The sequence below is a fragment of the Micromonospora sp. C97 genome (assembly GCF_018070385.1).
GTDB lineage: Bacteria > Actinomycetota > Actinomycetes > Mycobacteriales > Micromonosporaceae > Micromonospora > Micromonospora parva.
Genome location: NZ_JAGPXU010000001.1, coordinates 600,378 through 623,696, shown reverse-complemented (window position 1 = coordinate 623,696; position 23,319 = coordinate 600,378). Strand labels below are relative to the sequence as shown.

The window sequence follows — 23,319 nt, the reverse complement described above, 5'->3', positions numbered from 1 at the left end:
GAGTCACTGTAGGTGAGGCTGCTGCCGGACAGGTGTCCTACTGTCCCTTTGATCCTTTCAAGTTGTGATTGATCTTTACAGGCGATTGTCAGGGCTCCTACAGTTCGGCCACTCATTGGGTGTGATCAACGGGGGCCTTGGGTGGTTGCTGCATGTCTCCGCTTCGGAGCTGAGCCGCGTAGGCGCGGCAGGCATTGGGGCGGGCTCGGATCGTTCGCCGCTGTGCTGCTGTCGGTGAGCCTTGGCGCGGTGGTGCCGCTGATAGCGACGCCGGATCAGGCCGCTGCGGCCCCGGCGGATTGCGCGACGTTGGTTCGTGAGGATGTCCGGGCGGCGGCGCTGCTCGCTGCCGAGTGTGACGAGAGCGTTGAGGTGCTCGGCGAGCGCTCTGAGACCACGCAGGTGTTCGTCGACGCGTCAGGTGTGGGGCGGTTGGAGTCGGCGGTGGTGCCGCAACGGGTGCATCGCAAGGACGGCACGTGGGCGGATATTGATCTGGCGCTGCGACCTGTGTCTGGTGGACTCGCGCCGGTGGCCTCGACGGCGGACATGACGTTCTCCGGTGGTGGTACAGGCGCGCTGGTGACCTGGCGGGAAGGCGCTGCCACGTTCGAGCTGAGCTGGCCGGGATCGCTGCCTGTGCCCCGGGTGAGTGGGGCGACGGCGATCTACGACGATGTTCTGCCGGGGGTGAATTTGCACGTCACGGCGGATCGGGCTGGGTTCCGGCATGTGTTGGAGGTGTTGACGCCGCAGGCGGCGACTAATCCGGCGTTGCGGCAGGTTCGCTACGGCCTGGGCGGCGACATGAGGGTCACCCGCGCGGTCGACGGCGGTCTGAGTCTGGCGGACGCGTCGGGTGAGGAGTTACTGCAGGCGTCGCCGGCAGTGATGTGGGATTCGTCGATCTCGACGCCCACACCCGGCCTGCAGGAACGGGTGGCAAGCCCAGAGGACACAGGTCAGGCAGGGACCGGCACTGAGGTGCCAGTACCGTCCGATCTGGTCTCGACCGCGCAGCGTCCGGGAGTACTGGCTGCGTCAGCTCCGGTAGAGGTGGCGGTTTCCGGCAGCGACCTGACGCTGACGCCTGACCCGAACATGATGGCTGCGTCGCCGGCGGCGTTCCCGCTGTTCATCGATCCGGCCTTCAGCAAACTGCGGTCGAAGTGGGCGTATGCGAGTAGTAACGGGGAGAACAACGACACCAGCTCCGCGCGGGTGGGACTGAGTCCGGAGTCGGGTGCCCGTTACCGCTCGTTTTTCAGCTTCGACACCTCCGCGATGAGTGACACAACGGTGTTGACCGCCAAGGTCCTGATGAAGCTGGATCACTCCTCGTCGTGTGAACCAACCTGGGTGCACCTGTACCGCACCGGGAGTTGGACGGCGTCCAGCGGCAACCGGCTGGCCTGGTCCTCGTATCCTCTTGGATCATCGGCCACCTGGTTGGACTCCTGGGAGGGCAACGCCAACGAAGCGGGCGGGTGCGGGTCGCAGCAGCAGAACTCCGACGCGGTATTCGAAGGCGGCACCCTTCTGCAGGACGTGCAGGCGCAAGTGGGCAGCAGCAACTCCTACTGGGTGGGCCTGTGCGCCTGCAACCAGGAAGATGAATGGGAGAGCGCTCAAGACCGGTGGAAGAAGTTCTTCACCGACAGGACGTACCTGGTGGCCACGTTCGACGTGAAGCCGAACCCGCCTGTGGGCTTGGCGTTCACTACCACGACGGACTGCTACCGGCAGTGCGCGTCACCCGCGGTGCTGCGTAGTTTCACCCCGACCTTGCGGGCACAGGTGCAGGACCGCTTCGGCGGTGTGTTGGGGACCGCGTTCGAGATCCGGACCTCGGCGAGCCTGACAGGGACGATCGCGGTCAGCAGCACCACGATGCCCTTCGCCTCCGTGACAACGGTAGGTAATGCCACGGGCGTCGCTACGTCGAAGGTGCCGGCTGGGTCGCTGGTGGCCGGGGTCACCTACTACTGGCACGCGACGAGCATGGATGAAGCCGGGCTGTGGAGTGGATGGGGTTCCTGGTACAGCTTCACGATCGACAACACCCCGCCGACGGTGTCGAACGTGACCTCTACCCAGTATCCGTTCAAGTCGTGGGGTGCCACGCCGGGCACGGCGGGAACGTTCGCGTTCACGGCCGCCGGCGCCGCGGAGTACACCTGGGACATCGATGGCGGAAGCGCGACCACCACCACGTCGGCGTCGGCGACCTACACCCCGGCCACTGACATGGTCCACACACTTCATGTGAAGGCGAAGGACAGCGCTGGCAACACCAGCAGCACGTACGACTACCAGTTCTGGGTCTCTCCCGTCCCTAACGCGTACTCGCACTGGACGTTCGACGAGACGGACCCGGCGAAGACTGCGGCGGACACCGGAAGCGGCTTCAGCGCGCGCAATCCTGGGACGCTCACCGGCGGTGCGCACTTCGTGCCTGGTTATCTGAAGAACGCGTTGCACGTGTCCGGTGCGGTCGGGGACGGCGCGGTGACGAGCGGGCCGGTACTGGACACGACGAAGAGCTTCACTGTCATGGCATGGGTACGTCCGGGCAGCCTGTCGGCGCGCCCCCTGCAGACGTTCCTTACCCAGGACGGGTCCTGGATGTCGCGGTTCCAGCTGCAGTACCGCCAAGACGCCAACGGCGGCCGGGGCGGCTGGTGCTTCACGCTGTCGAGCGCGGACGCTACCGGCGCCAGCAAGACCATCTCCTGCGCGGGCCAGAACGTCGGTATCCCGACCAACGGTGAGTGGGCCCACGTGGCCGGCCGCTACGACCGGGTCACCGGCAAGATGCGCGTCTACGTGATGGGCGACCCGAACTCCTGCGCAGGCGAGGTCACCGAGGCAACCGCGCCGCCCTCCTGGTCGGCCACTGCCCCGTTCAGGATCGGGCACGACTTCAGCGGCGACATCGACGACGTGCGCGCCTATCAGAGAGTCCTGTCGGACTCGGAGATCTGTCAACAAGCTTCGCAGTAACCAGCTAAAGGCCGCCACGGCCCGGAGAGACGCCGGCCGTGGCGGCGCAGCAACAAGGCGGGTGGCGGTGCCACCCACCGCAGGGCTTGGCAAGACACCGGCCAACGCCGGTCGACTCTGTCGTCTGTACCGCATGGGGAGCGTTCTGGTGAGTGGAACTGGTTCCGGTCGAGCGCGAGTGGCCTTCTTCAATCGGCGGCTGTGGCGATCGGCGTTGCTCGCCAGCGGTCTGTCGATCGCCGTGCTGGCCAGCGGGCTGGGGCAACCAGCACAGCGAGCTGAGGCCGCACCGAAGTGGACGGCGCCGACGCCGAAGGAAGCCACCGGTGTGGTGGTACGTGACGCGGTACCCGGCAAGAGCCGCTCCACGCATGCCGCGTCGAGCGTGACGACCAAGGCCAAGAAAATCACCTGGCCTTCCGGCACCGCTACGGCCGACCTCAGCCAGGCGCAGGCAGCCGCGGCCAAGGCTGCCAGTACTCGAGCGGGTCTTACCGGCCCGGTGCGCGCCCGCGCCGGGGCGCTGCCGGTGACGATATCTCCGCCTGCCGAGGGCTTCAGCAAGAGTGCCGCTGCAAGCGTCGACGCGGTCAAGGTGACCGTGCACAACCGATCGACAACGGAGAAGGCCGGTGTGCAAGGCCTTCTGGTTTCGGTCGAAGGTGCCGACGGCGCATCGGCGGCAGGACGCACCGGTCTGCAGATCGACTACGCCGGTTTCGCCGACGCCTATGGCGGCGACTGGGCTTCCCGGCTGCGGTTGGTGGCACTACCCGCGTGTGCACTGACCACCCCTGAAATGTCGTCGTGTCAGAAACGCAGCGCCCTGCGGACGGTCAACGACACTCCGGACAGCCTCCTGTCGACCGACATCGCCCTTACCGGCAGCAGCCCCATGCTGCTCGCCGCCGAAGCCGGTGCCTCCGGCGACAGCGGCGATTACACCGCAACCAGCCTGTCCCCGGCGGGCCAGTGGCAGGTATCGACCCAGAGCGGCGACTTCTCGTGGTCCCACCCGTTGAGGATGCCGCCGGCGCTCGGCGGTCCCGCTCCCAATGTCAGCTTCTCCTACTCCTCCGGCAGCATCGACGGCAAGACCGCGCTGACCAACAACCAGGGCTCCTGGATCGGTGACGGCTGGGACTCCTGGCCCGGCTTCATCGAACGCACATACCGGTCGTGCGCTGACGACAACCCCAACCACAAGACCGGGGACCAGTGCTGGTTCACGGACAACGCGACCCTGTCACTCAACGGCCACGCCAGTGAGCTGATCAAGGACGGGGCAGTGTGGCGGCTGCGCAACGACGACGGCACCAAGATTGAGAAGCTCGCGAGTTCCGCGCGGGGCAACGGCGACAACGACAACGAGTACTGGAAGGTCACCACCACCGACGGGACCCAGTACTTCTTCGGCTACCACAAGCTACCCAACTGGGTCAGCGGAAACCCGGTCACCGACTCGGTGTGGACCGTCCCGGTCAACGGCAACAACTCTGGCGAGCCCTGCTACGACGCCACCTTCGTCAACGCCTTCTGCACGCAGGCGTGGCGGTGGAACCTCGACTACGTCGTGGACCCGAACTCCAACACCATGGCCTACTTCTACGGCAAGGAGAGCGGCGCCTACGCCAAGGACAACGACCCCGCCAAGCGCACCACCTACGACCGCGGCGGCTACCTCAAGCGCATTGAGTACGGCATGCGCAAGGACGCCGAGTACGCCCAGGCCGCGCCGCTGCGAGTGGTGTTCGACACCGCCGAGCGGTGCCTGTCGAACTGCTGGACGGGCGCGGCATGGACCTCCGACCCGGTGAACGCGCAATGGTTCGACACCCCGTGGGACCAGTACTGCAACTCTGGTGACCAATGCACCGAACAAGGCGCCCCGACCTACTGGACCGCCCGCCGGCTCAAGAAGGTCACCACCCAGGTGCGCAACGGCACGTCCACCTACGCAGACGTGGAATCGTGGTCGCTGCGGCACGAGTTCATCAACGCCGGCACCGGCGAGTCCACCCCGATGTGGCTGCGGGGCATCACCCGCACCGGCCACGTCACCACCGCCGGCGGCGCCGCCGTCTCCGACCCGGAAATCACCTTCGACACCGGCGCCCAACCGCTGCCCAACCGGGTTGACGGACCCTCCGACCAGCGCTCGGATCTGAATCGCTGGCGAATCAAGACCGTACACACCGAGAGCGGCGGCGACGTCATCGTCAGCTACTCCGGACCAGACTGCACCCGCACGACCCTGCCTTCACCGGCCAGCAACACCAAGCGGTGCATGCCCTCCTACTACGCGCCCGAAGGCCAGGAACTGAGCCTGGACTGGTTCCACAAGTACGTCGTCACCCGCATCGACCTTGATGACACCGTCACCGACCAGCCAACCGAGGTCACCGAGTACGCCTACGACAACCCCGCCTGGGCCTACAACAACGATGAGCTGACCAAGGACAAGTACCGCACCTGGAGCGACTGGCGCGGCTACGGCAAAGTCGTTGTCTATCACGGCGACCCGGCCGGGCAGCAGACCGCCGTCGAGCACCGCTACCTGCGCGGCTTGGACGGTGACAAGGCCGCAGACGGTGTCAAAGACGTATGGGTCAGCGACACCTGGGGTGGCACGGTCGAAGACCACGAAGCGTTGCAGGGCTTCGAGCTGCAAGCCATCACCTACAACGGTCGAGGCGGCGCGGAAACCTCTTCCACGCGCAACGATCCGTGGATCAACGGGCCGACCGCTACCCGTAACCGAGAAGGCATCACCACCCGGGCGTGGATGACCAACACCGATATCACCCGCACACGCACCGCTCGGGCCGTCGGCGGCCACCTTTACACCAAAACCATTGTCAGCTTCAACACCGACGGCCTCACCACCGCCGTCGAAGACCAGGGCGACGAGTCCACCACCGCGGACGACACCTGCACCCGCACCACCTACGCCCGCAACGACAGCACCTGGATGATCGACAAGGTCTCACAAAGCGAAACCCTGTCCATCCGCTGTGCCGGCGCTCCGAACCCTGCGGAACCGTCGACCGTCCTCAATCGGTCGCGCACCTTCTTCGACACCTACGTCGACGACAGCTCCTTCGGGCAGGCACCCACCCGCGGCAACGTCGTCCGCACCGAGCAGCTGGAGAAGTTCAGCGGCACCACCCCGGTCTACACCCGGCTCTCGAGCAGCACCTACGACGCCAACGGTCGACTCCAATCGGTCACCGATCCGCGCGGCTACACCACGACCACTGGCTACACGACGGCCAACGGCGGGTTGGTCACCCAGACCGTGGTGACCAACCCCAAGAGCCATACGGTCACGACGGCCATCGCACCGGCTTGGGGATCCGCGACCAAGGTCACCGACCCCAACGGCGCTGTCACCAACCTCACCTACGACGGGCTCGGCCGGCTCACCAACGCCTGGGTACCCGGCCGCGACAGTGCCACGCAGACCGCCAGCGCAAAATTCACCTACAAGCTGCGCCGCAGTGGCGCCCCATCAGCGGTCACCACCGAAATCCTCCTGCCAACCGGCACGGCGTACCGCAAATCGGTGAACCTCTACGACGGGTTCCTACGACTGCGACAAAACCAGCTCCAGGCAACCGTCGGCGGGCGAACGATCACCGACAACCGAACCAACAGCCTCGGCGCCACCGACTGGACCTCCGCCCCCTACTCGGACAGCACCAACGCCGCCGTCAACGACACGGCCCTCGCGCAACCACAGGGCCAGATCCCCTCCATCACTACCTACGCCTACGACGGCGCAGGGCGGCAGGTCGCGCAGATTCTGCTCGCCAACGGCGCGGAAAAGTGGCGCACCACCACCGCATACGGCGGCGACCGGGTCAACACCACCCCACCGGCCGGCGGCACCGCCACCACCACCATCACCGACGCCCAAGGCCGCACCACCGCCCTGAGGCAGTACAAGAACCCCGCCGACGTCGGCAGCGACGACACGACCAAATTCGACCAGACCACCTACACCTACACCCTGCTCGGACAGACCAAGACCCTCACAGACGCGACCGGCGCCAACGTCTGGTCCTACACCTACGACCTGCGCGGCCGCCAGATCAAGGCCGTCGACCCCGACAAGGGCACCACCGAGACCACCTACGACGTCGCCGGCAACATCGCAACCACCAAGATTCAAGTCGGCACCGGCACGGGCACCGCCACCACGGCCTACACCTACGACGAGCTCGGCCGCAAGATCAGCATGCGCGACGACTCCGTCACCGGCGCTCTGCGTAGCAACTGGGTGTACGACACCAGGGCCAACGGCAAGGGCAAGATCTCGTCCGCCTCACGCTTCGCCAACGGCAACCGCTACGACTCCCGAATCGATGAATACGACGCCTACGGTCGACCCACCGTCACGTCCGTCGTGCTGCCCGCCAGCGAGTCCACCCTGTGCGCCGCCGCCACCCCCAACACCTGCACCTACACCACCACGACCAGCTACCGGGCAAACGGCCAGCCCTACCAGGTCACCATGCCCGCCGCCGCCGACCTGCCCTCAGAGAAGCTGACGTTCGGCTACACCGACGTCGGCGACCCAGGAACCCTCCTGTCGGCCTCCCAGATCTACGTCTACTCCGTCATCTACGACAAGCTCGGCCAGCTGACCCAGCGGCAACTCGGCGCGTACGGCTCACGCGTCGCCGTCACCTCAACCATCGACGAACCCACCCGCCGCCTCACGAGCACCAACGTCGTACCCGAACTCAAGGCCGAAGCGGCCAATTACAACTACCGCTACGACCCCGCGGGCAACATCACCGAGATCCACGACACCCCCGTCGGCGGCGTCGCCGACAACCAGTGCTTCACCCTCGACTACCTGCGTCGCCTGACCGAGGCGTGGTCCCCGGAAAGCGGTAGCTGCACCACGAAACCCACCGCCTGGACGCAGGTCGACGGCTCCGCCTACCCGTACTGGCGCACCTGGACCCTGAGCCCCGACGGAAACCGCAAGACCGACATCCGGCACGGCAGCACCAACGCCACCTTCACCTACACCTACCCAGCCCCTGGCGCGGCCCGACCGCACGCCGTCACCAGTGTCAGCGCCAGCGGCGCTAGCACTTGGACCCGCGGCTACACCTACGACAACGCTGGCAACACCAAAACTCGACCCACCACCACCGGCGCCACACAAACCCTCACCTGGGACCGCGAAGGGAAGGTCCTGAGCTCCACTGACTCCACCACGACCAGCTATATCTACGACGCCGACGGCAATCGACTCGTCCGAACCGACGCCACCGGCAAAACCCTCTACCTCCCCGACGGCACCGAAGTCCGCTACACCACCAGCGGCACCACCAAAAAAGCCACCCGCTACTACACCCACGCCGGCCAAACCATCGCCATCCGCACCGCCACCGGCCTGAACTGGATCACCAGCGACCACCACGGCACCGCCGAACTCACCATCAACGCCACCACCCTCGCCGTAGCCAAACGCCGCATGACCCCCTACGGCGAACAACGAGGCGCCACCATCGGCACCTGGGCAGCCGGTATGGACAAGGGCTTCGTTGGCGGCACCCAAGACCCCACCGGCCTCACCCACCTCGGCGCCAGAGAATACGACCCCTCCATCGGTCGATTCATCAGCGTCGACCCCCTAATGGACCTCACCGACCCCCAACACTGGAGCGGCTACTCCTACGCCAACAACAACCCCGTCACCCTCTCCGACCCCAGCGGACTCGACCCCGGGGGCGGTCAAGCCTGCGACAACGGCCATTGCTCGGACACCTGGGGAGCGCCTACACCCGGCAATACAACCTCGCCCCCTCCTTCAAGTCCCCACACCGACACGAGCATCGCGGCGACGCACAAGGACGCAGGGGAAGCCCGCCAAGAAGCGAAAGAGGCCTTCCTGGCGACCTTCACCGAAAGGCACTATGTCTGCGCAGGCTACCTCGGTAAAAACTGCGAAATGATGCGGAACCTCGTCCAAGGCAATCGGATGGACCCCGACCAGGCGACCATCGAAGTCCTTTGTGGCGGCGACAGCATGTGCATCACGCAGTACTACTCCAGCGGCGGCGACCTCGAAGCGCTCCTCACCATCATCGGATTTCTCCCCGTCGTCGGTGAGCCGGCCGACGGCCTCAGCGCGGCCATCGCCCTCTCACGCGGAGACTGGAAAGGCGCCGCACTATCCGCCGCTGCGATGCTACCCATTATCGGAGAAGCCGCAGGCGCGAAGAGGCTCGCCAACCTTGCAGCGAAGGCCTGCAGCTTCTCCGCCGAGACAAAGGTCCTCCTCGCCGACGGCACCACGAAACCAATCAGCGAGATCACCCCAGGCGACGAGGTTCTTGCTACCGACCCCGAAACCGGGGAAGAAGGCCCGCGGATCGTAACGCACGTCTGGGTACACGACGACCAACTCGTCGCACTCAAACTCGCCGACGGCACAAGCATCACCACCACGGAAGACCACCCGTTCTGGAACGCAACGGACAAGCAATGGCAGCAAAGCCAACAGCTAGACCACGGAGATAGTCTCTACACGGGCACCGGCAAGCGACTCCCTGCCAACGGGATAGACTGGACGACCGCCCACCGAGCAAGCGCCTACAACCTCACAGTCGATGATATTCACACGTACTATGTGTTGGCTGGCACGACTCCTGTACTTGTGCATAACACTGGGTGTTGGTCGACGACGGCCGAAACGGCTAGTGGCCTCGCCGGGAGATATAAGCCGGGCCAGTCCACGCGGGATCCGGCGTCTCAGTGGTACCACGAGTATCTGAGCAACGACGAACTCCTGGACGGGATCAACAACGCTCCAATGGGTGATGGAATCGTCGTTTCGCGTAACGGCACGATCCTTGGCGGTCATCACCGTTGGGACGAGCTCCAAACACGGATTCAAGACGGGCGCATTGACCCAAACACCGAAATCAAGATCCAGGTACGCGACGGAGAGTAGTATTCATGCCTATGATTCAGTCATCTGACAACGACTTCCGCGTTTGTCGAATCAGTTTCGATACGCTACTCGAAATCCAGATAGAGGCAGAGGAGCGCGGTCTGGCAACTCGCTGGACCTCGGTGGATGCACTCCGTGGACAAGTCAAGGAAGAAGCAGTGCTCCTCCAGTCATTGATGCGCGAGGAGCGGGGGGAAGCTGTGCGTGCCTATCGGTGTCTCGTGCTGTTCTCTTCCGCGGATGGTGGAGATGCTGGCGGAATTGTCACGATCGATCTTGACCCAGCAAGGTTTGAATCACTGGACCGACTTGATCGTGATCTAGACGTTCGGAGGGCTTTTGCCCGGATCTTCTCGCTGGCATCGGGTGGGATTTCGATGGTCTCGAAAGACTGAGGCGGACTAAGTGGCGGCAGCGCTCGCTGGGTGGCTGCAAGGCAGGACGGAAAGTCCTAGAGGCCCATTCCTGCCGTACAGGGCTCGGGCTTTGTGGTCACCCGCCATCAATATTGTCCTAGGACGCCGTGCGGGAAGTGCGGTCCGCCATATCTTCCTGGACTCGACGTCAGCGCGGACTCTTGACTGACCGCCGTAACCACTTCGGTAACGGATCGAGGTCCGCGGCGGAGGAGTGGCTGACACGAGTCGGCAGAGGGCATCATTAGGAGATGCGGTTCTGTCCGCATTGGAGGACCTATCAGCCTGTTCCGACACGCCGTGACAGAATCGTTGTAAAACTGGGGGTCAAGGGGTCGTCGGTTCGAATCCGGCCGTCCCGACAGACAAGAAGGCCCTGACCAGCGGAAATGCTGGTCAGGGCTTTAAGTTTGTCTATGGGGTTTTGAACCGCCCCCCCGAAAACCCCCCATTTGCCGGGGTCGGGAACCGGATTCGTCATCCCTGCGCATCGTTGGGCAGTGCGGGTGTGGGGCGGCGCCTGCGGTCGCTGCCGAGTCGCTCGAGGATGTCCGAGACGTCCGGGGCTTGGGCGGGTTTGGCGATGTAGTACGTGGCGGTGACCTCCTCGCTGGAGTGTCCGAGCTGTGCTGCGGCGCTTTTCGTGTCGGTCTCTTTTTGATGAGGGTGGCGACGGTCTTGCGGAAGGTGTGGGGGCTGACCCAGGCGAGGTCGGTGTCGGCGCGGGCCTCACGCCACTGACGGCGGACGCTGTTGGGCGACAGACAGGTGCCGCGCCGGGAAGCGAAGATCGCGTCGTGGGGGTTGTCGGCGGCGACGAGCTTGCGGGCCATGATCATGCCGACGGCGAACCGGGGTAGGACGACCATCCGCCCCGCGATTGTCTGCCGGTGGCATGGACGTTGCAGACACTGTGTCAGTGAACGTCGCTTCCCGGACGCCGCATTTCCGGCGGCCGTTGCGGAGGTGGCGGGGAGAGGGTTGCCGATGTTTCCCACCGTCGCAGCCCGGGGCCGATGACCGGTCAGCCGAGGCGGTGGGCCCGGCCGAGGAGGTATCGCCGTTCGACCTGGTTCTCCGTCAGGGCCGCTGCTTCGCGGTACCGTGCCGCCGCGCTGCTCGGGTTGCCGGTCATCTCGAGCAGGTGGGCGCGCACGGCGCGTTCCCGTTGTCGGGTCAGGGGTTCCTGATCGAGCTGGTAGCGCCGGTTGAGGTCGTCGAGCAGCGCCAGTCCTCGGGCCGGCCCGTAGGCGTGGGCGACCGCGACCACCCGGCTCAGACGTACCGGCGCGGTCGGGTTGAGCCTTTCGAGCCACAGGTACAGTGCCGCGATCTGTGGCCAGTCCGTCTGTTCCGGCGACGTGGTCGCGGCATGCACGGCGGCGATCGCCGCCTGTAACTGGTACGTGCCGATCTCGCGTCGGTGCCAGACGCTGTCGATCAGTTCCGTGCCCTCGCGGATCAGAGCGGTATTCCACTGTGTCCGATCCTGCTCGTCGAGCCGCACCAGCTCGTCGCCGTCGGTACGGGCAGTGCGCCGCGACTCGGTGAGCAGCATCAGTGCGAGCAGACCGATCACCTCGGGGTCGTCCGGCAGAGAGTCGCGGAGCATGCGGGTCAGCCGGATCGCTTCGCGGGTCAGGTCGATGCGGGCGAGCTCGTCGCCGGTGGAGGCCGTGTAGCCCTCATTGAAGATCAGGTACAGCACCTGCATCACGGCGTTCATCCGACTGTCCCGATCGGCGTCGGTGGGCGGGGTGAAGCGGGCGCCGGCACGGGCCAGTTGCTGCTTGGCGCGGCTGATCCGCGCACCCATGGTGCTCTCGGTCGTCCCGTGGGCGTGTGCGATCTCCGCGGTCGTCAGGCCGCCGACCGCGCGCAGAGTGAGCGCCACCTGGGAGCTGGGGCTCAGCGCAGGATGGCAGCACAGCAGCAGGAGCGTGAGACTGTCGTCGGTCTCCAGCGGAGGGTGCGCCTGGCGGGCCGGGTCCTGCATCGCCAGCTCGGTCATGCCCGCGTGCTGCTCGCGCCGGCGTCGGGCCTGGTCGGTGCGGAGCAGATCGACCATTCGCCGGTAGCCGATCCGGATCAGCCAGCTGCGCGGGTTCTCCGGCACGCCGTTGGTCGGCCACGTCCGGCTCGCGACGAGCAGTGCTTCCTGTACCGCATCCTCGGCGATGTCGAAGTGGCCGAAGCGCCGCACCAACGCGCCGAGCACCTGCGGCGCCTCCGTGCGCAGCAGGTGCTCGACGTCCGGCGTCACGCCGGTCTGCCGTTCTTGTGCCCTCCCGGTTTGTCGCTTCCGGATGGCAGCATTCAGCTGAATCGGTCATGCCGCGAAGTCCGTGCCCATGATCGGCCGGATCTCCACTGGTTCTCCCAGCACCTCGACCATCCTCGAGACGATCTCGACGGCGCGTTCCTGGCTGGCCACGTCGATCACCGCGAAGCTGGCCAGGACCTCCTTGAGCTCGATGAATGGCCCGTCGGTCGCCACCACGCCGGCCGGGCTCTTGCGGACCGTCGTGCTGATGGCCGGGTGGCCAAGACCCTCGCTGCTGACGAACTCGCCGGTCTTGATCAGTTCCTGTTCGAACTGCTGGTACGCGGCGAACGCGGCCAGCGCCTCCTTGGACGGGGTGTCGGCGGTCGCGGCGTCCCAGGCGGCGGCCGGCGTGTAGCTGAGCAGCAGATACTTCATGGTCATCCTTGTTGTTGCGCGGGAGATCACGTTACGCCGGTCAGGACGAACGGTGCAGGGAGAGGGCGAGGACCGTCGTCCAGGTGAAGGCGACCAGGCCGTTCACGGCGATCTGGATGCTCATGTGGCTCGGCGACATGGGCAGCAGCAGGATGAGCGCGGCGACGCCGTTCAGCACCGCCGGCAGCGCGGCCCGACGACGGACGTGGCGGACGGTCAGCACGATGGCGGCGATGGCCAGTGCGGTGAAGGCGATGGCGGCCGCGGCCGAATGCGCGATGCTGTGCCAGGACATCTGGTCGACCGGCCCGTCGGGGGTCCCGACCGGGAAGCCGCGCTCCGGATCCATGGTGAACACGCCGGCCGCGACGAGACCGGCACCGAAGATCCCGACGAAGATCGGCAGCACACGCCGGCCGGTTCCCTCGGTGAGCGTGCGCCGGATACCGGCGGCGAGCGCCAGGCCGCCGAGACCGGCGAGCACGAACGTGGTGATCTGGATCCAGCCGAGGCTACCGGTGGCGAGCTGGCTGATCGGGTGCCGCGTGATGTTGTAGCCCTCACGAGTGAGCATCTGCGTCACGGCCGAGGCGAAGAAGACCGGCCCGGCAAGGGCGCCGGCGAGGAGCAGCCGGTCAGACGAGCGGCGGACGGCGGGAACGGTGGCGGCGACGGGGGCCATGACTTCCTCCTTGGTGAGTTCCTGCCGCTACCTCGTGGCCGATCCGGGGATTCCGACACGACCACGATGTGACCTGAGTTACGCCCAGTGGGTGTCAAAGCGTGGGTGCCGCCTTCGAGGTACCGGCAAGCATTCACCAAGGAGGACACGATGTCTGAGAACACCGAGCCGAGCGTCGAACTGCAGGCCCTGGACCGTCTGGTCGGCACCTGGTCGGTGACCGGCGGCGCCGAGGGAACCGTGCGGTACGAGTGGATGGCCGGCCGGTTCTTCCTGCTCCAGCACGTGGAACTCAGCCAGTTCGGGCAGCCGGTCACCGGCTTGGAGGTCATCGGACACCTACACCCGTTCGGCGAGCGGTCGGTGCGGACGTGGTGTCGCGGTTCTACGACGCGGCCGGCAACACTTTCGACTACGTCTACGAACTCGTCGGCGACAAGCTGACCATCTGGGCTGGCGCGAAGGGCGGTCCCGCCTACTACGAGGGCACGTTCAGCGCCGACGACACCACGGTTACCGGCGCATGGACCTACCCCGGTGGAGGCGGATACGCCTCCACCATGACCCGGATCTGACATCGGAAGGCCACGCCGACCCGAACGGCCGGAGGCGGTGTTCCGCGCGCATCTCGGAGGTCATTGCTCTCCGGCCGATTCGGTCTACCGTTCCCGGCCTTACCCGTGGAGGACCCAGGGCCGAGGCCAGGGTCTCGTGGCCAACAGGTACTGCATACCCGCCAGTTCTTTCGCAGCCACGTCACCACGACCTGTGCGCGGATCCCCGGATAGCACCACCGTGTGTCCTCGCTCCACTCGTCGCGCAGCGGCGTCGGGGTCATCACCTCGCGCAGCAGCATCGAGCAGCCGGCTGGTGTCCTCGCCGAGCACGCCCTTGGGGATGCGGATGAGCAGCACTCCGCCGTCGAGGACGCGGCCCATGTCGAAGCTCGACTTCGGGTAGCGCATGGTGCGTTTGACGAAATCGCGCAGTAGGAACGCGCGCAGCCGGGCGAGGACCGGTTCGATGACCTGCGAGCGGAGGCTGTCGTCGAGGCTGTCGTACCACTGCCAGAAGCCGCTGAGCCCGGCCGGGTCGTCGAGGTCCACCGTCATCGCCGAGCGGAATTGGGGGCTGTTGAGCAGCGGGGGGATGTGCTGCAGGGTGACGTTGTTGTGGCGCAGCAGAGTCAGGCAGGCCACTCGCATGACGTCGTCCATCCGCGGCCCCCACGCCTTGGCGAAGATGTTCCCGAAGATCGACACGAGGTTGTCGACGACCAGGTCGGGGTCGTCGCCTTCGAGGAGATTCAGCGTCGGCGGGTTGTCCTGGTCGGGGTCGAAGAGCACGACGCGGTCGGCGATGCCTGCGGGGAGCCGGTCGAGGATGTCCAGGACGAGGTCGCCGTGCGGGTCGATGACGACGGTGCCGCGGCCTGCCTTGATGTCGTCGAGGGCCATGTTGACCAGCAGAGTGGTCTTGCCGGAGCCCGGGGACGGCGACCGGTGCCGGCATGGACGCGGCCCGCGCCCGGTCGAGGCCGGGCACGGCGAGGTCCTGCGGCAGGGCGGCGAGGGCGGCGAGTTCCGGGGCGGAGGTCAGGAATCCGGGGCCGAGGCGGCGGGCGGCGAGGACTGCCACCGGGGCGGGCATTCGGGCGCGGTGGGTGAGCCGGTTGCGGCCCGTGTGGATGGCGAACGCCGAGGCGAGGGTGTCGGCGATGCCCCGCAGCCGGCCGGTCGGGTCTGTGCCGGGGCGCCGGGTCCCCGAGGCCGCGACCCAGTCACGGAGCCGCTGCCGGCGTCAGCGAAGTCGCGATGCCAGCCCGGCGGCGCGGAGCCGTTCTGCTCGGGGTCGTATGCGGACAGCCAGTGCAGGTGAAGCGCACTCAGTTCCCGCAGGTCGCTCAACCCGCGCGAGGTCCAGCTGATGAACCTTTACCAGACGAAGGGACGTGAGGCCGACGCAACCGTCGTGGTGTTGCGGCAGGGGGGACTTCATGGGCTACGAGTCGGAACCGTGCGGATTCTCGCGGCAATAGGGATTCTTGACGCCTGGATTCCACTGCCTGAGCGCCCGGATCGGCTTGGTGAACGCCGCCGTCTCGGTGGCTTCGAGGTCGTCAACCAGCGGTCTGCGCGTTTGACGGGTGGCGGCTGTCGTTCGCGCACGAGGTGGCTTGCTCACGATCAGCCAGTCGCGGGGATTCGAGTAGCGCTGCGGGCGAGGGTGAGCACAAGAAGTGCAGCGATCGCGAAGCCTGCTGCCGTGAGCGGGAGGGCGCTCACTCCGGCGGTGGTGAGGATGGTGCCTCCTGTCGCGGCTCCGATGGATACCCCGAGGTAAGTGCCGGAAGTGTTCAGCGCCAAGGCTTGCCCGGAGACAGGACCGGCGAGGTGGTGCAGGCGGGCTTGGATTGCTGGCGAGTTCCAGAACGCCATACCGCCCCACAGCGTCGCCGTGACCAGCACGAGCGGCAGTGGAGCGGGCCTGGCTGTCCAGAGCACCCAGAGCACGACCATCGCGGCGACGATCGTACCGATACCGATCAACAGGGTTCGGTCTGCGCCGAGGCGGTCGGTGGCGATTCCACCGAGCCAGATGCCCGCGATGCCTGCGATTCCGGAGAGGCTGAATGCGAGTGCGCGTTGCTCAATGCCTGCTGTCGTGGTCGCGGACAGATATGGGGCGAGGTAGGTGAGCATCATCATCGAGCCGGTCATGAGCAGGCAGTTCGCCAGCAATCCGAGTGAGATCTGAGCCCGCAGCAGGATGCGGAACTGATCGGCCAGCCGTGGCGCGCCGTCGGTTTCCTCGCAGCGGGGCAGGGTATCGAGCAAGAGGATGAGGACGAGAGTACCGGCGAGGGCCATCGTCGCGAAGGTGGCTCTCCATCCGAGGGTGCCGCCGATCCAGGTGCCGAACGGCACCCCGGCGGCGATCGATCCGGTGACGCCGAGCGAGACGATGGCGATGTACCTGCCAACCTTCTGCGGTGGTGCGTGGCGTGCGGTGAACGCGAACAGCGCCGGGGTCATCGCCGCGGCCGCGAGCGCAGCAGCCACGCGCAGCGTCGTCAAGACCGCGAACGACTCCGTGGTCGCTGCGCCGATGTTCGCGGCGATGAAGACCAGTAACGCGGTCGTGAACAGTCTTCGGCGAGGCACGTCCGCGAGGACGACGGCTGTGACCGGTGCTGCGATGGCGACGCTCAGGGAAAACACGGTGATCAGTTGCCCGGCCTGGCCTTCGTTGACTTCCAGATCGGCGGCGAGTTCGGGCAGGACTCCGGCGATCACGTAGTCGTCGGTGTAGAGCACGAACGCGGCGGCGAGCAGGGTGAACAACCAAGCAGGCATACGCACCATTTCTCGGGAGGCTTGATGAGTCATCCGCTCGTGCGGTCCTGTTCGGGACCGATGGTAGCCGCGATCGTTTCCGCGACGAGTCTGCTTGCGGCGGCGTCAAGGTGGATGCCGTCGCGGTGAGTTGTGACGCCTCGTTCGGTGACATCGAAGATGTCGATGAGCGGGAGGCTGTGCTGCTCGGCGACGCGACGCACGATCGGCGCGACCTCTTCCGCGACGATGCGTTCGGAAACGGCGCGGCGATTGGAGAACGCGACCGGCGGCGTCAGGAGGTAGACGGTCGACGTGCCGTCGGCGCTGTAGCGGGCGGCGAAGTCGGCGAGTTCCGACTCGTACGCCTTCGCGTTCCAATTGTCGCCTCGTGCGTCATTCGTTCCCAGCATGATGAGGACGATGTCGGCGCGCGCTCCTAGAGACGCCTCGGCGAATCGGTTCGCGGCATAGGGCCAATCACCGTTGCGCTGAAGTGTGCGCCGATTCAGTCCGTAGTTGAGCACCTGGTACCGGTCGCCGAGCATCTGGGCGAGCTGGGCCGGATAGGACCATCTGTTGCGGCCCTTGAGCAGCACACCTGCGCCATAGGTGTTGCTGTCGCCGATCGCCGCGACGGTGATCTTGCCGGTTGCCGGGCGCGGGACGGGCGGATGCATCGTCCGCCGGGCAGCGAAGGCGACGCCCCCGACGATGAGGAGAAGAACGGCGGCGGTGATGAAGATCAGCATGAGCTTCCCTGTGTGTTCGTGTGCCGTTGCGGACGTTGGCGGAGGACTTGTTCGCCGGCGTCGACGTAGGACGTGAACAGGTCCGTGATGTCGCGAGGGCGGTCCGCCGCTTGAGCGTTCTCGGTGAGTTCCTCGACAGCACGCAGCGTGCGGGTGAAGGTACGAGTGCGCTGATGGCTGGCGGCGAGGAGCTGCTCGAATCCGTCGGCCGCCTCGACGAGGAAGCGACGACTGCCCGGCTGTGGGATCGTGCGGACCAATCCCCATGACACGAGTTCGCGGATCGCCGTGCTCACGCGCCGGAGCTGAGCGACAGGGCGGCGCGCAACATGACGACGACAGCGGAGAGCATCCTGTGGAGCATCCCGAAAGCCGACTACCGCGTCATCGTGCGGCTTGGGGATGCGAGGGCTCGCGCCCACCATCGGGAGCTGGGCCTCTTCGACTAGTTTGCTCATGCGGGCGGGGACGGGCTGGGTTCGGGAATGTGCTGCCTTGACCCCGGAGGCCTGAGCGGGAGGTCGCTGACATCCTGGTGAGCCGCGATCACTGCTCTCAAGGACCATCGACCCGTCACAGACGACCACCGACCTCGCGCAATCGGGAGTCCTGGTGCTCCCCGGTTCTGTGCTCGAAGAGGGCGATACCTGCGGTGACCGAGACGTTCAAGGACTCCACGTTCGAAGCCATAGGGATCGAGTATCGGTATGTGGTCAGCGCATCCAGTTCACGCGACACTCCCTCGCGCTCACTGCCCATCGCGAGCGCGAGACGTTCTCGCGCCGTGCGGATCGAGCTCAGCGGTTCGACAGCATCGGCCGAGAGCGCGGCGAGCACGAGCCCCTCCTGCCGAATGAACTCGGCGCATTCCGCGCGAGTCGCGAGCACGACAGGGGTCGCGAACACCAATCCGCGACTGGCGCGGATCAGGCGGCGATCCCATATCGTGCGCAGGCCGCTGTCGACCAGCACGATGCCCGCCGCGGCGAGCGCGCAGGCCGTCCGCGTGATCGCTCCGATGTTGCCGACGATCCGCACCCCGTCGAGGATAATGATGTCACCCGTCGTTCCGATCAGGTCGCGGAGTCTGGGACGTCTCGGTGCACGCGCCAGCGCAAAGGCGCGCGAACGCTTCTGCTCCCCGAACAGCGTTCGCGCCACACTGTCGTCAAGGACGTAGCGCGGCACGTCTGCGTCGATGCCGACGAACGTAGAAGGGTCGGCGGAGGCCGAGAGGTACAGGGTGTCCACCTCGACCCCGCAGGCGATGGCCTGCTCGATGTTCTCCAGATCGTCGAGGACGAAGATGCTCGGTCTCTCGGAGCGGTTGCGCAGCACGTCGGCGATGCGCCGAACGACCGGGTGGCGTGTGCTGTCGATCGTTTGCACCGTCGCCGGTTCACGCGTCTCGCTCGCAATCGTCGCTGCCTCCATGCGCAGAAGCGTGGGCCCTCACGCGACGTCGGGGTCAAGATGCGGGAGGGCGCGCGCCTACTCCCACCGAGCGTTGGCAGGATCGACGCCGTGGCGCAGCGCGTTCGCATCGATGACTTCGGAAAGCCACGAGGAAAGCTCTGGTTCTCGCGCGTCGAAGTAGGCGCTGAATCGTGCGTCCTGGACGTAGCGCTGTCCAAGGCACACCTGCATCGAATGGGTGCAGGCGAAGAGTTGACCGATCATCTCTCGATGCTGCTCCGCTAGGTCGTTGGCCTCATCGCTGCCGGGTGCGACACCAGAGCGTTTCGCTGCCGCGAGTTCCGAATACAGGGCATCACCATTGGCCTGCATCCGTCTCCGGTCGTCCTCCGAGAACACCGCCGCGTTCCGCTCGAACTGCGCCCACTCGTCGGAGTCTCCCCAGCGTTCGCGTGCTTCTTCCGCCCAATCCTCACGCCAGCCCTGACCGAAGATCTCCGCCTGCTGCTGCGCGGTGAGCGTGGCTCCCGCCGTGCTCGATGCCAAGACCTGATCGACGGCGTCAGCCATCTGCCGAAGCCTCGTGATCCGCTCTTCGAGCAGTCGCCGTTGCTGCTGAAGCTGTTCCGTCTCGTCCACAGCGGGATCGTCTAGAAGCGCGGCAATCTTCGTCAGGGCGAACCCGAGTTCCTGGTAGACGAGCACTCGATGGATGCGCCCTACGTCTACGGCTGAATATGCCCGATACCCTCCCGGCGTGCGGCCTCGGGGCTGAACCAGACCCACTGCATCCCAATGATGCAAGGTCCGCACGGTAACGCCGACAAGTGACGCCACATCACCGACCGTCAGTTCCTGCGACACCTGCTCAAGCGCTGCCTCATCGGTCTGACCCCGGAGCCAAGGCGTCATCGACTCCGGCACGTTCACATCCACTCTCAGTTCCCTCCCGATCCGCGCTACCTGAGGCTACTGCGCCCTCCTATTTTCCCATCCCCAACGTCGCTTCACAGCACCAGCCTGTTCCTATGAACAGACGCGCGCTACGTGTGCATAGCTGGGCCTGTCACATGCTGCGTCTTGCCCCGTCGCAGCGCGGGTCGGTGCGGCGGGTCTCGTGCTCGAACGGGTCCTGTAGTTGCCGTTCACCCCGTCATGCCTGCTCTCGTGGCAGCGAGCGGCGAGGCGACGGGCCGTGGTGACAGCGACGGTGAGTGACTCGACCGTCAAAGTCACCGGGTGATGCGATCCGGCCGGGGCCTGGATCGGGCCGCTCCACCGTCCCGAGCCGTTCCAGGCGGGCACCCCTGCCTCGGTGGCGACGCTTGCGCCGACTTCGTGCCCGTGCAGGGCTAAGGCGAGCAGAAGCCGTTCCACCGATTCCCGGGGTGGGAAGAACCAGTCGTTTCGTGGCCCGATTGAGGTGATCTCCAGCAGTGCGGTGGGTGGTTCCGTCGTGGCAGATCCGTTCGCCACATCCGGTAGTCCGGGTTGTTGGGATACCACCGCCGCCGCGACCTGGTTCAGCGCCTGGACGTCGGCGGACGTCACCCATGGGGCATGACGGCGTTCGATCGAGTAGTCGTGCAGCGGGCTGCGGCACTGCGATACGACTCGACACTCCACGAGTCCTTGGCACGCACCGGCAGGTCTGCTCTTGATTGCGCGTCAAGCGCTGCAGATGTCGCTGCATCGGGCGGCCGGATGAGCCTTCGATTTGCGGCAGGACCGCCAGTTGGCCCCTGGTCCTTGCCGTAATACTCCAGCCGTACCTGGTGGAGTTGGAATCTTCGCTGGTAGTGGGCGGGTTTGGCGCGGTATTGGTGACGGCGTCGCCCTCATGGCCATCGATCTGTGTGGTCGATGGGTCGGTTGGTGGTGATCAGGTGTGCCAGGATACGTCGGACCTCGCCGAGGGGGAGGGGTATGAGGCCGTGATTGGATTCGGCGCCCCGTTTTTGGCGTGGGCGGCGGTGACGGCGAGGTAGGCGTGGGCGCACAGAGCGAGCGTCATGTGGCGGTACCAGCGTCGTATCGACGCACCTGGTAGTGGTCCAGGCCGACCTCGGTCTGGGCGGCCTGGAAGCACTCCTCGATCGCCCGCCGGGTCCCGGTGATACGGATCAGGTCTTCGTCCTGGATGCCGGCCAGGCCGAAGCCCACGGCGAGGGCACGCCCAACATCACTTCGTGTTGGTGTCGATGGTGTAAACCACGTCTGGCCCGACGTCATGGCGGGTGATGCCGGGTACGTCGGGGATGTTGAGCAGTGGTTCGTATGGGGTGCCCTGGACCCGGTCGCGCAGCAGGACGACGCTGCGGATGCCGAGCTGGTGCAACTGATCCAAGGCCGGCTGGCTGGGGAAGGTCGTCATGACGTCGCGGATCGCCTGACGGTTGGGTGTGGTGTAGCTGGCCGCACCGTTGACCATGGCGGGAAAACCGTCGGTCGACCACAGTAGGACGTGGAGGTCGATGCCGTCGTTGGATGGCAATACCATGATCGGGGCGTGCGCGGAGGCTAGCGCCATCGCGGCCGGTTTGGCTGGGGTTTGGGGGTGGTCCAGGTCAGGCAGGCCCTCAGCGAGCACGAGGACCAGCAACGGAACGGTCAGTAGCCGTGCCTCTCCCACCGACCATTTCGGCTTGGCGCCCCTGCGAGCCACGTCGGCCAGGTGGGTAACCAGGCCGGCCGCGAGTATGGCCAGGCAGAGAGTGGGCCACAAGATCAACCGTCCTGGTGTACGGGATCCATCGAACCCGGGCACGTAAAGATAGAGCAGGCGGTAGATCGGCCCGTTCGTGCCCAGCGCGAGCAGCACTCCGACGACCGTCCCAAGCAGCAGCAGAAGCCGTTGCGTCGGTGACCAGCGGGACAGGAAGAGGCCGGCGAAGGCCAGTAGATACAGTGCGTACCCGCACAGCAGCACCTTCTCAGTCGGTGCCCCACCAAGAGCGATGCGGGCGTCGTTGTGCAGGGTGCCCCAGGGCAGGGAGGACTGCGGCGCCACGAGAAGTCCGCGCAGTGTCGGAGAGAAGTACGCGACGTAGTCCCAGTCCCGGGTGACAGTGGGGTTGAGCTCGCGGACTTGTTGGTACGCGTAAGCGAAGTATCCGGTCACCGCGGTGAAGACCAGCCCCCCGATCAGATCACTGACGATCAGCCGGAGGCCAAGGCGTGGGCGGTGGATCAGCCAGGCTGTCAGTGTGATCAGGGAGAGGGCGGCGAGGACGTATACGAATCCCAGCCCCACGCCGAAGCCTAGGCTGACCTGCCAGGCCGCGACCAGCCAGCCAGCGAACGCCCATCCCGGTCGGACTCGTTCGGGAAGGTAGCCGCGGGTGAACGAGAGTCCGTGGCCGCGCGCCAGCATCGCCAGGGCCAGAGTGATGCCACCGGTGGAGAGAATATTCAGATGGCCGGCGTGGCCGTAGCGCCAAGGCGCGTAGGCGAGGGCGGCCCCGGCTACCGCGGCGGCGACCTGATTCGCGCCAAGTTGGCGCAGGAGCGCGTAGCCGCCGAGGAAGGCGAGCGCGAAAGCCAGCACGAACAGGATGTTGTAGCGCAGCACGGCGCCGACTACACCGCTGCCTATCAGCCCTGCCGGGGCATAGCCGAGCAGGCTGTCGTTCAGGGCCAGACCGTACTTGTCGGGATAGAAAGCGTTGGTATCCCACAGGCCACGCAGGCCGTGGGTGAGAGCGTGGCCACCCCATCCCACCAGCCATGCTTGGGCCGTCGGGTCACCCGCGTCACCGACGATGGTGTGGGCCGGGTCGGCGATCGGCGCAGTCCTGGCGCCGGCAGTCATCGCGCGAACCGCGTACGGCGGAATCAGCCAGATCATCGCGACAGCGAGGAGCACTGAACCGAGGCCCGCGATGCTCAGTTCCCGCCGATGGGCCCCACGTGTCAGCCAATTCCTCGTGCCTGAACCGGCACGCGCGAGTCGGCCATTTTTTCCAAGCTCGCTGAGAGTGGCGGCTGATGTGGGGCCTCCTGCCGGTGGCTCTACCTGCGTCATCACATTGACCCTCA

At 66.1% G+C, this 23,319-nt stretch carries 13 protein-coding genes and 2 pseudogenes; 4 read left to right on the top strand and 11 right to left on the bottom strand.

Going from position 1 to position 23,319, the window contains the following annotated elements:
* Window positions 1-222 precede the first annotated feature (222 nt).
* The 3 genes from KBX26_RS02610 to KBX26_RS02600 all read left to right on the top strand — a co-directional run bounded on the left by KBX26_RS02610 (window position 223) and on the right by KBX26_RS02600 (window position 10,374).
* The gene (locus KBX26_RS02610) at window positions 223-3,003 is read left to right on the top strand and encodes a LamG-like jellyroll fold domain-containing protein (protein ID WP_051708348.1); all 2,781 of its coding nucleotides are present in this window, start codon (window positions 223-225) and stop codon (window positions 3,001-3,003) included.
* A gap of 178 nt (window positions 3,004-3,181) precedes the next feature.
* Window positions 3,182-9,979 (top strand): polymorphic toxin-type HINT domain-containing protein, encoded by a 6,798-nt coding sequence (locus KBX26_RS02605; RefSeq protein WP_374224192.1) that lies wholly within the window; start codon window positions 3,182-3,184, stop codon window positions 9,977-9,979.
* Window positions 9,980-9,984: 5 nt separating this feature from the next.
* Entirely contained in the window at window positions 9,985-10,374 is a 390-nt protein-coding gene (locus KBX26_RS02600; protein ID WP_210864602.1) for a hypothetical protein, read from the top strand.
* A 1,045-nt stretch (window positions 10,375-11,419) separates the two neighbouring features.
* On the opposite strand, the gene KBX26_RS02595 is transcribed toward KBX26_RS02600, so the two are convergent.
* The 3 genes from KBX26_RS02595 to KBX26_RS02585 form a co-directional block, all read right to left on the bottom strand.
* On the bottom strand, window positions 11,420-12,658 hold the full coding sequence (locus KBX26_RS02595; RefSeq protein WP_210864601.1) for an RNA polymerase sigma factor: 1,239 nt from the start codon (window positions 12,656-12,658) through the stop codon (window positions 11,420-11,422).
* A gap of 66 nt (window positions 12,659-12,724) precedes the next feature.
* Window positions 12,725-13,096, bottom strand: a complete 372-nt coding sequence (locus KBX26_RS02590) for a YciI family protein (protein ID WP_030331021.1) — start codon at window positions 13,094-13,096, stop codon at window positions 12,725-12,727.
* A gap of 40 nt (window positions 13,097-13,136) precedes the next feature.
* Window positions 13,137-13,778: a DUF998 domain-containing protein gene (locus KBX26_RS02585; protein ID WP_030331020.1), complete on the bottom strand. Its 642-nt coding sequence runs from the start codon at window positions 13,776-13,778 to the stop codon at window positions 13,137-13,139.
* Between the two features lie 371 nt (window positions 13,779-14,149).
* Between KBX26_RS02585 and KBX26_RS02580 the strand changes: the two genes are divergently transcribed.
* Window positions 14,150-14,353 carry a hypothetical protein gene (locus KBX26_RS02580; protein ID WP_210864600.1) on the top strand — a complete coding sequence of 68 codons (204 nt, stop codon included), beginning with the start codon at window positions 14,150-14,152 and terminating at the stop codon, window positions 14,351-14,353.
* Between the two features lie 237 nt (window positions 14,354-14,590).
* Here the strand turns inward: KBX26_RS02580 and KBX26_RS02575 are convergent.
* The 8 genes and pseudogenes from KBX26_RS02575 to KBX26_RS02540 all read right to left on the bottom strand — a co-directional run.
* A pseudogene (locus KBX26_RS02575) lies at window positions 14,591-15,557 on the bottom strand (type VI secretion protein); the annotation flags it as partial.
* Between the two features lie 407 nt (window positions 15,558-15,964).
* Window positions 15,965-17,122, bottom strand: coding sequence for an MFS transporter (locus KBX26_RS02570; protein ID WP_209444536.1), 1,158 nt, complete (start codon window positions 17,120-17,122; stop codon window positions 15,965-15,967).
* Window positions 17,123-17,163: 41 nt separating this feature from the next.
* Entirely contained in the window at window positions 17,164-17,865 is a 702-nt protein-coding gene (locus KBX26_RS02565) for a GDSL-type esterase/lipase family protein (RefSeq protein WP_030331011.1), read from the bottom strand.
* On the bottom strand, window positions 17,859-18,161 hold the full coding sequence (locus tag KBX26_RS02560; RefSeq protein ID WP_209444535.1) for a hypothetical protein: 303 nt from the start codon (window positions 18,159-18,161) through the stop codon (window positions 17,859-17,861). The genes KBX26_RS02565 and KBX26_RS02560 overlap by 7 nt, the downstream gene beginning before the upstream one ends.
* Window positions 18,162-18,438: 277 nt before the next feature.
* A complete protein-coding gene (locus KBX26_RS02555; RefSeq protein ID WP_210857942.1) occupies window positions 18,439-19,299 on the bottom strand; it encodes a TrmH family RNA methyltransferase in 861 nt (286 codons plus the stop codon).
* 57 nt (window positions 19,300-19,356) lie between these two features.
* Window positions 19,357-20,217, bottom strand: coding sequence for a MerR family transcriptional regulator (locus KBX26_RS02550; protein WP_209444534.1), 861 nt, complete (start codon window positions 20,215-20,217; stop codon window positions 19,357-19,359).
* A gap of 1,003 nt (window positions 20,218-21,220) precedes the next feature.
* Window positions 21,221-21,408: pseudogene (locus KBX26_RS32075) on the bottom strand (IS701 family transposase); the annotation flags it as partial.
* Between the two features lie 55 nt (window positions 21,409-21,463).
* On the bottom strand, window positions 21,464-23,128 hold the full coding sequence (locus KBX26_RS02540) for a hypothetical protein (protein WP_247675116.1): 1,665 nt from the start codon (window positions 23,126-23,128) through the stop codon (window positions 21,464-21,466).
* Window positions 23,129-23,319 lie beyond the last annotated feature (191 nt).